At 42.0% G+C, this 13,455-nt stretch carries 10 protein-coding genes; 3 read left to right on the forward strand and 7 right to left on the reverse strand.

Translation table 11 applies throughout. The features are described 5' to 3' along the window. Nucleotides 1-107: 107 nt before the first annotated feature. The 5 genes from msrA to C900_RS18610 all read right to left on the reverse strand — a co-directional run bounded on the left by msrA (nucleotide 108) and on the right by C900_RS18610 (nucleotide 7,383). Nucleotides 108-773, reverse strand: coding sequence for a peptide-methionine (S)-S-oxide reductase MsrA (gene msrA, locus C900_RS18590; protein WP_009581706.1), 666 nt, complete (start codon nucleotides 771-773; stop codon nucleotides 108-110). A 124-nt stretch (nucleotides 774-897) separates the two neighbouring features. Continuing rightward, nucleotides 898-1,953, reverse strand: coding sequence for a PA0069 family radical SAM protein (locus C900_RS18595; protein WP_009581707.1), 1,056 nt, complete (start codon nucleotides 1,951-1,953; stop codon nucleotides 898-900). Nucleotides 1,954-2,158: 205 nt separating this feature from the next. Next, nucleotides 2,159-5,320 (reverse strand): TonB-dependent receptor, encoded by a 3,162-nt coding sequence (locus C900_RS18600; protein ID WP_009581708.1) that lies wholly within the window; start codon nucleotides 5,318-5,320, stop codon nucleotides 2,159-2,161. A gap of 109 nt (nucleotides 5,321-5,429) precedes the next feature. Next, a complete protein-coding gene (locus C900_RS18605) occupies nucleotides 5,430-6,122 on the reverse strand; it encodes a response regulator transcription factor (RefSeq protein WP_009581709.1) in 693 nt (230 codons plus the stop codon). Next, the gene (locus C900_RS18610) at nucleotides 6,115-7,383 is read right to left on the reverse strand and encodes a sensor histidine kinase (protein ID WP_040497089.1); all 1,269 of its coding nucleotides are present in this window, start codon (nucleotides 7,381-7,383) and stop codon (nucleotides 6,115-6,117) included. The genes C900_RS18605 and C900_RS18610 overlap by 8 nt, the downstream gene beginning before the upstream one ends. 163 nt (nucleotides 7,384-7,546) lie before the next feature. Here C900_RS18610 and C900_RS18615 point away from each other — a divergent pair, with 163 nt between their 5' ends. The 3 genes from C900_RS18615 to C900_RS28670 all read left to right on the forward strand — a co-directional run bounded on the left by C900_RS18615 (nucleotide 7,547) and on the right by C900_RS28670 (nucleotide 10,404). Further along, on the forward strand, nucleotides 7,547-7,954 hold the full coding sequence (locus C900_RS18615; RefSeq protein ID WP_009581711.1) for a DUF1573 domain-containing protein: 408 nt from the start codon (nucleotides 7,547-7,549) through the stop codon (nucleotides 7,952-7,954). Between the two features lie 322 nt (nucleotides 7,955-8,276). Further along, nucleotides 8,277-8,639 carry a VOC family protein gene (locus C900_RS18620; RefSeq protein WP_009581712.1) on the forward strand — a complete coding sequence of 121 codons (363 nt, stop codon included), beginning with the start codon at nucleotides 8,277-8,279 and terminating at the stop codon, nucleotides 8,637-8,639. Nucleotides 8,640-8,709: 70 nt separating this feature from the next. Continuing rightward, nucleotides 8,710-10,404 carry a tail fiber domain-containing protein gene (locus tag C900_RS28670; protein ID WP_009581713.1) on the forward strand — a complete coding sequence of 565 codons (1,695 nt, stop codon included), beginning with the start codon at nucleotides 8,710-8,712 and terminating at the stop codon, nucleotides 10,402-10,404. A gap of 230 nt (nucleotides 10,405-10,634) precedes the next feature. Here the strand turns inward: C900_RS28670 and C900_RS18630 are convergent, their stop codons facing one another. Continuing rightward, nucleotides 10,635-12,197, reverse strand: a complete 1,563-nt coding sequence (locus C900_RS18630; RefSeq protein ID WP_009581714.1) for an Rne/Rng family ribonuclease — start codon at nucleotides 12,195-12,197, stop codon at nucleotides 10,635-10,637. A gap of 222 nt (nucleotides 12,198-12,419) precedes the next feature. After that, nucleotides 12,420-13,265, reverse strand: a complete 846-nt coding sequence (locus C900_RS18635; protein ID WP_009581715.1) for a tetratricopeptide repeat protein — start codon at nucleotides 13,263-13,265, stop codon at nucleotides 12,420-12,422. Nucleotides 13,266-13,455 lie beyond the last annotated feature (190 nt).

Here is a 13,455-nt window from a genome sequence, read left to right on the forward strand (position 1 = left end):
TTCGATGCAAACTCGTCTTCCACTCAAGACTCACGACCCAATACCCAGATCTCAAATCTCATATCTCATATCTAACTATCTAAACTTCGGTCTTCTGACTTCCGGCTTCACCTATACTTCTCCTTAAGCTTGTGCTTATATTCTTTCATAAACTTTTCCACCTTTGGCCGTGATACTGAAGCTACATAAGGCTGATCAGGATGAAGTTCATAATAGTTCTGATGGTAGGTTTCCGCCTCATAAAATGATGTGAATTTTGTGATTTCAGTTACAATAGGCTTATCGTATTTCCCTGAATTGGTTAGTTTTTGCATCACCTCTTCTGCAGTCGACTTCTCTGATTCATTTTTGTAAAATATAGCGGAGCGATATTGCTTGCCAATATCGGGGCCCTGACGGTTGAGCTGTGTTGGATCATGAGATGCGAAAAACATTTCTACCAACTCAAGGTAGGTCACCACCTGCGGATCATATAGCACCCTAACTGCCTCGGCATAGTTGGTAAGGCCTGCGCTTACCTCTTCATAAGTTGGACTCGATTTAGTTCCTCCACTGTAACCGGATACCACATCTTCAACACCTTTAATCCTTTCAAAAACTGCTTCCGTACACCAGAAGCACCCACTGGCAAAGATAGCAGTGTCAAGCCGGGCAAGTATCCCAGAGTCAATATGTCTTTTCGTTGCATCCTGGGTTGAATTTTCCTTGGCAGTACAAAATATAAGGCTGCAAAATGAGAGAACAATTACTAAAGATCTGAACATCAGTTTCATATCGTATTTATTGGTATATAGAAAGCTAAACTGGTTTTGGAGGCGCTTTGTTTCACACAAAACGAAAGCCAGGCGACATATCAGTTAAATTTAATGAAGTTTTTGCCGGTTTGGTAGCTTGGGCCTAGAAAAGGCTGTAGTTACCACCCCTACGAAACTTGGAGACATCAAAAGGAGGGATTTCTCTACCGGCCATATATTTATCGCGGGAGGAGTTGAATAGTTGTGCAATGATATCCGCAATGTTACCTTCTCCACGCATTCTTCTTCCAAATTGGCTGTCATTGACATGGCCACCATGCACCTCGCATATCTGATTCCAGACCTTATTGAAGCGATCCGGGAAATTCTTTGTTAGCCAGTCTTCAAAAACTTCTCCAATATATCCGTTTAGCCTGACTATTGTATATCCTGCGCTTAAGGCACCATGCTCGGCTGCTGCTTTGATCACTTTAGGTATCTCGTAGTGGTTAAGTCCGGGTATAATGGGGGCGTTCATAATGGTGACGGGTATGCCGGCATTGGAAAGCTCGCCAATAGCATGCAGTTTTTTTACAGCGCTGGCTGTGCGTGGTTCCAGCAAAGACCTCAGTTTTTCGTCAAGTGTTGTGATCGAGAATACTACGTGCACAAGGCGGTCTTTGGCCAGCTCAGTCAAAATGTCCAGGTCCCGGAGGATAGTTACGTTCTTGGTGATGATTCCCACCGGGTGGCGGTATTTCAAAAAGATCCCCAACAGCTTTCTGGTAATGCCGAGCTTTCTTTCCAACGGCTGATAGCAGTCTGTGTTTCCTGATAGCATAATTGGTACTGGCTTCCAAGATTTTTGCAGAAGCTGCTTTTCAAGGAGCTCGGGAGCATTTTTCTTAACCACTATCTTTGTCTCAAAATCTAACCCTGCATTATATCCCCAGTATTCATGTGTTTTTCTTGCATAGCAATAGATACAGCCATGCTCACAACCCTGGTAAGGATTGAGCGAATACGCCATGCCAACATCAGGACTTTCTACCCGGTTAACAACCTTTTTAGGGGTTTCATAGAAAACCTGTGTTACAATTTTTTCAGGAAGCAGCTCTTCATCTAGTCCTTCTATATGCTCGGCAACATATTCCTGTTTTAAAAACGGATTGGTCGTTTTTATCTGTGCGCCCCTGCCTTTATGATAGCCTTCATTCATATTGTAAATATACTAAAAATTTTAGTAATTACTATTAAATTTAGCGTTAATAATAGAAGGTCACTACAGTCGGCTCATTATACCAAAACTTGATTGAGGATCCCCTATAAAGTATGGTCGAAACTCAAGCAGGGGATGCTGAGTTCAGGATAACGCCCCAAAGTAGGCTTTTGAGACGTCATCCTAAGCTGTTGGAGTATTCTTTCTAAAAACTATACCTGAGTCCAAATTGCATTTGCCATCTGGATTGTAAGCTTGTATCAGAAGTAAAGCTATCGGTTAGATTAGTGTCAAATGAGTAGGTTGGATTTCCATCGACCACACTGACACCAATAGGCTGAGTGTTAGTTGGAAATTCTCTCACACCCCATTCAGAGCTAATCAAATTGCCAATATTAAGAATGTCTATGCTAAATTCGATTGAATGGCCATTGTTCAACTTATAATTCTGCAGCGTCCTGAAATCCCAACGTGAATACCAAGGGCTTAGAGCATCATATTTTTCAGCATATTCCCCCCGATTGTCATTAAGGTAATCGTCCTGTTTTATGAAAGCCTTCAAAGCGGATCTTTGAGCTGCTTGCTCTGCAGCGCTACCTGTAAAAGCCATATTGTCGATTTCATTATCTGTGGGGATATAAATAAGGTCATTCAATCCCGAACCATCATTGTTGATATCACCGGAGTATGTATAACTGAACCTGCCTCCTTTAGCATATTCAAAGAATACTGAAACAGTGGTTGACCAGTTACCACCATAAGTAAAAGTTTTATTGGCGTTCCCAACCACTCTGTGCTTATTACCATATAGAGAGGGAGCTAACCGCGCTCTATTGACATGCCCAATAGCCGGATTTCGATCATATGCATCACCGGAGATCTCTGCCTCTATCGAACTTGCATCTTTCGCATCAAGAAAATTATAGGCAATGCTGGTATACAAGCCGTTAGTCCAGTTTCTCTTTAGCTCCAAAGTTCCATTAAAGCTTCTACCTTCATCGGTGTTGGTAAATACATAAGCGTTTGTTGCTCCTCCAAACGGCCCCTGAGCCCTGTCCGTGTTTTCGTAAATCGCTCTGTTGTCAACACCACTTAGTTCGCCAGACGGTAATCGAAGGCCATAATTTCTTACCATCATGGCATTGATATCTTTGGTATAGGCAAGATCTGCCGTAATTATCCATCCATCACCAAGCCTCTGGTCTACTCCTACACTGGTTCTCCACACCTGGGGAAACTTAAAGTCATCTTCAGTCATTGTATAGAAGAAAAAGTCGGGGTTGGCTACCTGGTTACCAACCCATACGAACGGAAACCTCCCGGCAAACAATCCCGAACCACCTCTCAGTTGAAGTTTTTTGTTTCCATGTATATCCCAGTTAAATCCTACTCGTGGTGAGATCAAAGGCGTTTGATCGGGGAGGTCCGTGTGGTTAAACCGTACCGGATTCCCATCTTCATCATAATATACTACATCAGGAGCATAAGAACCTCCCTCATCAATAGTGCCTCCCTTCCTCTCAATATTTTCTTGTATTTTTTTGTCAGTATTAAAATAAAGAGGCATATCCATTCTTAATCCATAAGTTAGGGTGAAGTTTTCAGATATATCCCACCTATCTTGTGCATAAAGTGCAAATTGACCTACATTGGTTTCTGCCAGAGCCCAACTGTCATTAGCATTATTTGTATTAAAGGTGTTTTCAGCGTGATCTATCACCGGCCCAAGCAATCCGGCGGCTACATAGTCAACAAAATCTTGCACGCTGTTGAAGCCTGGTCCGAAAGTTCCACCCGGATAAGGATAACCGAAAGGTTCATATACACCCAGGTTGAAGGAATTGTCAAACTTAAATTTTTCAAATGATCCACCCACAGTTATTGAATGCACACCTATGTAGATGTCAAAGTTATTATTCACCTGAAACACGTCCTGGTCAAGCCTGTTGTGGATTGAAAACGGCTCATGACCCGCTACAATATATCGGATGCCATCCTTATTGATATTCAATACTGGAAATGGTGCGCTGAAAGGATCTCTGCTGTCCTTAAATTTGGTCATCCCGACTTGAAGTTTATTCGCAGTTTTATTCGAGAATCTTGATTTCAATTCCAGTAGTCCGGAATGTATTTTGTTATTTATGGCATACCCGGAATTCCTGAATTGTAAGGTAGTGGCATCCGGCCCTCTTCTCCCTATCGCATTGGGATGGGCTGGTTTTTGTTTAGTTGCATCCAAAAAATTATAAGTTGCGGTAAGTGTGTGATCATTATTGATATTCCAGTCAATTTTAATAATCCCTTTCTGATTGTCTGTGTCATGCTTATACCCTTGATATGGTCCGGGCTCATAGCCAACGCTTCTCAGAGCATCCCGTACAGCTACAAAATCTGATTCCTCAACCCTTGATTCATTGATCTGGTCCTGCGGTCCGTTTTTAGCTATAAAACTTGATCCGAGGTCCTCGCGTCTTTCAATCTCCATATTGGCAAAAAAGAACAGCTTATCTTTTATTATTGGCCCCCCGATACTAAAGCCCGTTTGAAGTTGGGTTAAGTCGGGAACAAATATTTCCTCATCTTTCACTTTTTCACCAGTCAATGCATCCGACCTGTAAAACCCAAAAACAGTACCCGAAAAATTATTAGTTCCGCTCTTAGTCACTGCATTAATAGATGCGCCCGTGAACCCGGATTGCGTAACGTCATAGGGAGCCACGGCTACTTGTATCTGATCTATAGCATCCAGTGAGATAGGCTGAGCATCTGTTTGTCCTCCCGGGGTGGCGGCATCAAGCCCAAAGGGGTTGTTGAAGATAGATCCGTCAAGAGAAAAATTGTTGTACTGATCGTTTCTTCCTGCAAATGAATTACCATCAGAAGAAGGAGTCAAACGGTAAATGTCGCTGGCCGAACGTGTAATGGTGGGTAGTTTTCTGATCTGAGAGTTGTCAAAAACCTCGGCAGCACCGGTGCGATCGCTATTAAAGGTCTCATTATTGCCGCTAATAACTACTTCACCCAATGTTTGAACATCCTCATCCAGATTGAAGTTGAGTTCGAACACCTGACCTAATAGCAGGTTGATGCCTTCCTTTTGCTGCTCTGCATATCCGATATAAGTTACCTTTACTGTATATGGCCCACCTACTCGCAGGTTAGGTAGGTTGTATTTGCCATCAGCTCTTGTGGAGGTGCCATATTGTGTGCCTGTAGGCTCGTGGAGCGCTATAACTGTCGCTCCGGGGAGTCCTTGGCCGTTGTTATCTGTTACTTCACCTCTTATCGAGGCTGTTGTCACACCCTGGCCGAAGCACCAGGATACGCCAACTACGAGAAACGAAAAACATAGTAATACTTTCTTCATTGCATTTTGGGGTTGGTTTTAGTTGTATTTTATTGAGCACAGAAATAGGGGCTCGATGCAATGAAGATATGGAATATCATTGAAAAATGAATACAGATGCTGACAGGTTTCAGATTTTGATCTGGAATTTAAATCCGATTCCGTGATAATTTATGATTTCAACGGCTGGGTCCTGCTTCAGGTATTTACGCAGTTTTGAAATAAATACATCCATACTTCTGCCCAGAAAGTAGTCGTCATCTCCCCATACCTCTCTGAGTATATCTTCCCTTCGCACTATTACATCTTTATTGTTGCAAAAATACCTGAGCACATCAGCTTCCTTTTGAGTCAAATCTTTATGAAAGTCGCCATTGGTGAGTGTGAGATTTCCATAGTCAAAGAGATATGCTCCCACCTGGTAGGTGGTTGTGGCAGGCTTTTCAGACCCCAAACCTGTGCGTTTCAGGAAAACCTGCATCCTGTACATCAGCTCTTCCATGCTGAAGGGCTTGGTTATATAGTCGTCAGCACCTGTCCTGAAGCCCTCGAGCTTATCTTCCTGCATCGATTTGGCGGTGAGAAATAATATGGGGATATGCTGGTTGAAAGCTCTGATCTCACGGGCTAGCGTAAAGCCGTCTTTCTTTGGAAGCATCACATCAAGTATACAAAGATCAAACCGACTGTTTTGACAAGCCTCCAACCCTTCCTCTCCATTATAGCACCGTGTAACGCTGTAGCCGCTTATGGAAAGGTTATCTTCAATGACAAAGCCAAGGTTTTGGTCGTCTTCAACAAGCAGAATTCTTTTTTCAGGCATTGTGCAAACAAAGTTTAAATGTACTACCCTTTTCAGGTTTGCTTTCAAGTTCTATGGCTCCTTTATGCGCTTTTATTACCAACTGCACATAGTTCAATCCCAGACCAAATCCCTTAACGTCATGCAAGTTGCCCGTTGGCACCCGGTAGAATTTGTCGAACACCTTCTTTTGCTGATCGGATGTCATTCCAATTCCCGAGTCTGTAATCTCAATGTAAATGATGTCCTTTTTATTATAAGTGAGTATTTTGATTTGCGGGGCATTTTTAGAATACTTAATGGCGTTGTCCAGCAGGTTGTAAAAAACATTAATGATATGTAACCTGTCACCGGTTATTTTGGTGTTGGTGGCGCTGAGTCGGGTAGTTACCATTCCATGCCTTTCTTCCAGATTGACAGCCACTCCTTTTAATGCATCATTAATAACTTCGTGAATATCCAGTTTTTCTCTCTTCAAAGCTATCTCTTCTTTATCCAGGCTGGCCATTTGAAGTACCCGCTCTACCTGTTTTTTGAGTCGTTGATTTTCGTTTTGTATGATAGTGGCGTAGTTGAGCAGTCGCTCCGGCTGTGTGGTGATATTTGGGTTCTTTAATACTTCGGTAGACAATGCAATTGTTGAAATAGGAGTTTTAAATTCGTGGGTCATATTATTGATAAAGTCTTTCTGGATCTCCGAAAGGCGTTTTTGCTTGAGTATAATGAAGAGCGCATAACCAAAAAAGAGGATCACTACCAATAACACGGCAGAGGAAAAGATCCATACCCCCATACGGTTGGTAATAATGGAGGCCTTATCGGGAAATTGTACTCCGAAATAATAGCTTTGGTTTTCCCACTTCGGCAGAGCACCTGGCTCAGGCGCATGTTTTCCTTTGTTATTCATTGCAACATAGCTTCCGTATACCATCTTTTCATTGTTGCAGTCGTATATCCCATATTCGAAATCTGCGATCAGGTTTCTTTTTTCAAACTCTGTCTTGAGCAGGTACTCCAGCAAGTTGGCATCTATTTCGTTATTGATCATCACCACGTAATAATTGGTTGAAAGCTGCCGGATAGGGTTATTTGCCGGAATGGCAGTATTGCTGATCTCAAAAAACTGGTTGGCGACATTAAAGAGTGCGGTGCTGACATCCCTGTTAAAACGGTCTGCCTCTGTGTTAAATGCCTGCTTAAACCAGTATACCTGGGTGATAGAGATACCTATCACGCTGAGCGTGGCTAGTACCACCAAAAGCCGTATTGTACTGCGCTTCATTTTATGAAAATAATAAAAAGAGAATTGCTTCGTGTGATTTTAACATCTTGTTAACAACTATTACAAACCTGTTAACAAAAAGATTCTGCAGATATAATGAAATTGGCTTTCGCTTATGTGGTCCACAAACAACTTAAACAAATTGTAAAATTTAAACCTTAAAATGATGAAAAGATTTTTTTTAATTTCGATGTTTTCGTTTCTGGCCCTTGCTCTCCATGCACAGGAACTGGCTTTGGCCAATAAAGCTCCGGCTGCTGAGATCAATTGGCTGGAATCGCGCACTTTTGATTTCGGCAAAATTGTGAAGGATCAGGCTGCAGAACATGTGTTTCAGTTTACCAATAAAGGTACCGAACCCTTGATTATTAGCAGTGTTAAAGGTTCATGTGGCTGTACTGTTACTGCCTTCACAAAGGAGCCCATCCCTCCCGGACAGACTGGTGAAATAAAGGCTACTTACAATGCAAAAAGTCTTGGCTTATTTCAGAAAGGAATCACTGTGATATCTAATGCAAAAGAGAGTCCGGTGATGCTCTATGTTAAAGGTGAAGTGGTCGAAGGAAAATAAATGTGATATTTTAAGTAGGTCGGCTTGCCAAGCCGACTTACCATTTTTAATATCTTTTTAATATCTTTTGCATTTAATAATAATGACGTGCGTTCGATATAGTAAAACCGATTAAATTGTATTCGTATCCAAACAGACCTAAAAAACCTCTTTTCTTTTTAAGGTCATTCTGCCTGTCCCGAACTTGCCTTCGGGGAGGTACGAAGAATCTTACTAAGTTCAAGGATACCATTACAACTTAGGAAGATCCTTCCTGACGTCAGGATGACTGCCCTTTTTTAAGCATTTTATATCGAATTCACGTCAATAACAAGTCGACAAAATGTTAGAAATAGAAGAATTGAACCATGTGGCTATTTATGTGAAAAATGTTGAAGTAAGCAGTGAGTTTTATAAAAGTATTTTATGCCTTAGCCCGCTTCCTCGCCCCGATTTTAACTTTCCCGGAGCTTGGTTCAGGCTAGGGAGCCGGCAAGAACTTCACCTGATAGGCAATCGTGCCGAAGACCTTATCTTTCATAAAAGACATCACTTTGCGTTGAAAATAAGATCAGCCAGTGCAGCGGAGCAATGGCTAAAAGAAAAAGAAGTAGCCTTTGCCGGTCCAAAGCCCAGACCTGACGGAGCCATTCAGATCTTTCTCCAGGACCCGGACGGATACTATATAGAGCTCTTCGAGCTTTAGCATTGCGAGGCAACGGTAACCTTTGCTTGTTTTTCTACACAAAGCCAGTAGACAACAAACATGTGTTACTATGAGAAAACTTCTATTTACATTAATCCTTTCCAATTGGTGGGTATGGCAAACCTACGGTCAAAATACCGCATATGGCACCGGTGCAGGTAATGCCGGAACACAAAACACATCTGTTGGGTATTATGCAGGCGATAAAGTTACCGGATACAACAATTCATTTTTTGGGACCTATGCGGGATTCAACACCACTTCAGGAGGCAATAACTTCTTTGGAGGTGCATCTTCCGGATATAGCAATGTTTCCGGTATGGGAAATGTTTTTTTAGGCCTTTCCAGTGGCAGGAATAATACAGATGGCTCATACAACGTGTATCTCGGTTACGTAGCAGGGTTCAATAATGCCAGTGGGAGCGATAATGTAACCATTGGCACTTATGCGGGTTATAATTCTTCAGGTGGTAGAGGCAATGTCACCATAGGGAGAAGCGCTGGCTCTAATAACCGCGCAGATTATAATACATTTCTCGGGTACCTGGCGGGGCATCGAAACCAAACGGGAACACAAAATCTTTTTGCCGGTAATGATGCCGGCTTTGGGAATGAAACGGGGTCGTATAATGTATACCTTGGGCCTATGGCAGGCCATAATAAGACAGATGGTAAAATGAATGTATTTATCGGTTATCAAACCGGTGGCAATGCAGCAGGAGAGTCGAATGTCTTCGTAGGATCTCATTCCGGATATTACAACAACGCCAACCATAATACTTTTGTTGGTGTAAATACAGGCCAAAGTAATGATAGCGGTGCACGTAATTTATTCATGGGCTTTAGTGCGGGAAATTCAAACAATTCCGGATCGGACAACGTGTACCTGGGCTATCATGCAGGATCTACAAATACCATTGGGAGCGGCAATATTTTTATAGGCAAACAAGCGGGTTACTATGAGACCGGCTCTAATAAGTTCTACCTTGCCAATTCCTACTCAAATACACTACTATATGGTGATTTTACATCGCGGAATATTGTAGTAGGCGGTTCGTTGAGCAGTTCTTATAAACTCTACGTAATGGGCGATGCCTATGCTACCGGCCTCTGGGTTTCATCAGATAAAAAATGGAAGCATGAGGAAAAGAAGGTAAAGGGAGCATTGGAGGTGATTAACAAATTTGAACCAAAATCATATGAATTCAGGCAAAAAAGTAAGGAGAGAATGTCATTCAGCTCAGGAAAACACTATGGTTTTATAGCTCAGGATCTGCAAAAAGTCATGCCTGAACTTGTCAGAGAGGATGCTGATGGTTCTCTGGCCATAAACTATATTGAAATCATTCCTCTACTCACCAAGGCGATACAGGAGCTGAGCCAAAAGCAGCAGGAAATTGATCTATACAAGAATGAGTTAAAAGAAATTAAAGAGCAATTGGCATTGTTGACCGGAAACCCGGAAGAACTTACCGGCAACGCATTTGATGAGCAACAGCACCCGGACAATACGCGAAATATGCAACTTTTACCCAACCCGGGCCGGGAAGAGATAAAAGTACTTTACAAGGCGAATAAAAAAGCGACTAATGTTCAACTGCGGATTTTCGATATGCAGGGGAGATGGAAAAAAACAATTTCAAACCTTTCACCTGGAGATGCCGAAGTATTAGTTCAATGTACCGACCTTTCAGCAGGTATGTACCATGTAGCGTTGGTGCAGGACGGAGAAGTGATGGGCATAAATAAATTAATAATTGAATAGAGGCAAACGCAGAAGAGGGGATGGACTATACTTCTACAAATGCCATGGAATTTGTGTCGACACGAAGAAAGACGCATTCGAAAGTCTAAATCATCTCAACAGTCATTTAATGAAGAAAGGGATCTTACTAAGATCAGGTTCTAAACTCTATTTCTTAGTAAGATCCCTCTTATACCTTCCCAAGACAGCTTGAGACAGGCGTGATAACCGGCTTTTAGAAAGTGGCGTCTTTATTGCAAATTACTCACCTCTATTTCTTCACCGAATTTATTAAGAAACTTAAATTCAGTAACACCCATGGACGAATCCTGAATCATTTTTATCCATTTGAAATACTTCATAAACCATTTAAGCCTTCTTGAAAGGGTGCCTTTGGTGAAGTATGCATAGATAAACGGATGCACCACTACAGTAATGTCTCTGTCATTTTGTTTGGTCATCAGGTAGTCAACTGACCTCTCGATCTGATCAGACACCAATATTGATGCGCTGATTTTCCCTGTTCCCTGGCATGTAGGACAGACCTCTTTTGTGGCTATATTCATTTCCGGCCTCACCCGCTGACGCGTGATCTGCATCAGGCCGAATTTAGAGAGGGGCAACACAGTGAACTTCGACCGGTCAGCAGCCATCTCTTCCTTAATCTTTTTATAGATGAGCTTTTTATTTTCAGCTCTCTTCATGTCGATAAAATCGACCACAATGATACCCCCCATATCCCTCAGCCTGAGCTGACGGGCTATTTCTTTGGCAGCTTCAATGTTTACTGACAGCGCAGTAGCTTCCTGATCTTCCTCCCGGTTAGACTTATTTCCACTGTTGACATCAATTACGTGAAGCGCCTCAGTGTGTTCTACGATCAGATAGCCACCCCCTTTTAAACTTACCGACTGGCCAAAAGCAGACTTTATCTGCCGTTCGATGCCAAAATTTTCAAAGATCTTGGATTTACCGTTGTAATATTTAACGATCTTCTCTTTATCGGGAGCAATAGTTTTAATATATGATTTTACCTCATCATATATTTCTTTGTCATCAATGTGTATGTTATCAAATGACTCATTCAGCACATCCCTCAGAATGGCCGATGCTTTGCTCATTTCGCCAATAACTTTTTCACGCGGCTTAGCAGTTCTGAGCGCTTTTGCGCCTTCATGCCACGTATTTAGGAGGTTTCGGAGATCTGTATCCAGCTCTCTTACATCTTTACCCTCAGCTACGGTTCGTATGATCACACCATAGTTTTCGGGTTTTATGGAAGATACCAGCCTGACAAGCCTTTTTCGCTCATCGCTGCTACCTATTTTCTTGGAGACGTTTACAGTGTTTGAAAAAGGAACAAGCACTAAATATCGTCCCGCTAATGACAACTCGCAGGATAATCGCGGCCCTTTTGTAGATATAGGCTCTTTTACAACCTGTACCAGTATTTGTTGATTCCTGGAAAGTACGTTACCAATCTTTCCATGTTTGTCTATATCTGGCTTTAAGCCAAATTTTTCCAGCCTGCTGGAGGTGTTCTTTTTTGAAACCGCACGTTTCGTAAATTCATGCAAAGAACTAAATTTGGGCCCCAGATCAAGGTAGTGAAGAAATGCATCCTTCTCGTATCCGATATCTATAAACGCTGCATTAAGACCCTGAACAACCTTTTTTACGGTTCCAAGGTAGATATCTCCTACACTAAACTGGGTACCATCCTCATCGTGATGGAACTCAACAAGACTTTTATCTTTTAATAGGGCTATACGACATCCGTTTTGAGTCGAATTAATGATCAATTCGTTACTCAAAATGTATGTAATTTGAGGTTAAAACTTTATTTAATCAAAGATGCGTATAGACGCATAGCCCGAAATCCGGGCTATTACAAATTACTTCTTCTTATGTCTGTTTTTTCTCAGTCTTTTCTTTCTCTTGTGAGTAGCGATCTTATGTCTTTTTCTTTTTTTACCGCAAGGCATAATTTTTAATTTTTTACTCCCGGAAATCGGGATCGGTTAATAATATTTTATTTATTCAATTTCTTCCAGATAAGAATCCACGGTAGCTTGTAGCTGTGGATCATCATCCAGTTGTTTTACTATTTCAAAGTGCTCTTTGGCCGCAGCTTTTTTGCCGGTTTCCATATAGCTGACTGCCAGGAAAAAGTGCGCCTGTGTATTGTTAGGATAGAGCTCTACCAGCTTGCTAAACCGCTCGATAGCCTTGTCGTACTGGTTAGATTGCATAGACAAAGCGCCGAGATTAAACAAAGCTTTCTCATTGCCAGGATCCTGCTCTAATATCTCCCGAAGCATCATAATCCCTTTCATAGGACTTGATGACGATAAATGCGTCATGGCCAGCTTGTTTTTCACGTCCAGCCTGTCAGGAGAGTCTTTCAACACCTTTTCAAAATATTCCCGCGCTTTGGTTGCCATCTCAGTGCGCTTCGCAGGCTCCATAGAGTAGGTGAAGCCTTCATAATACGCATTGCCGGCTCTAAGCCAACTGTCTTCGCCAGGACTATTTTCAGCTATTATGTCAAGGAACTTAGCTGCACTATCGTATTTATTAACACTTAGATACAGCTCCGCCAAAGAGTCTGCAAAGATAACACTTTTTTCAATATTTTTACTAGCAGCAAATTTTTCCTTTAAATTTTGGATCTCTTTCTGCGCTTCGACAGATAGCTGTTGGTCATGCACGTTATCTTCTGCAGGTGCTGCTGCATCAGGGCTTTTATCAGTTGCTTCTGCCTCAGTTGTATTTGACGCCATTTCATCAGGGTCATTATCAATCACAACTTTAGGAAGGCTGAAGATGAGCACTACCAGTACTACTGCACTTATAAGCAATATTATCCTTGTCTTTAGCATTTTATATTTTTAATAGTCAATGCAAAGTTCAAGGATAACATTAAGATTTGAAAGCAAAGTTCCTAATTAGTGCTTGTAAGAAACTCCGGGTGGCTTTAAGAAAACGTTCCCACCAAAGGGCGGGATGAAGTCCCAAAAAGCGGTAGTCCCGTACAGTTGTAGGGACGAGCATTCCCGGGACTGCGCAATG

Source organism: Fulvivirga imtechensis AK7 (assembly GCF_000331535.1).
GTDB lineage: Bacteria > Bacteroidota > Bacteroidia > Cytophagales > Cyclobacteriaceae > Fulvivirga > Fulvivirga imtechensis.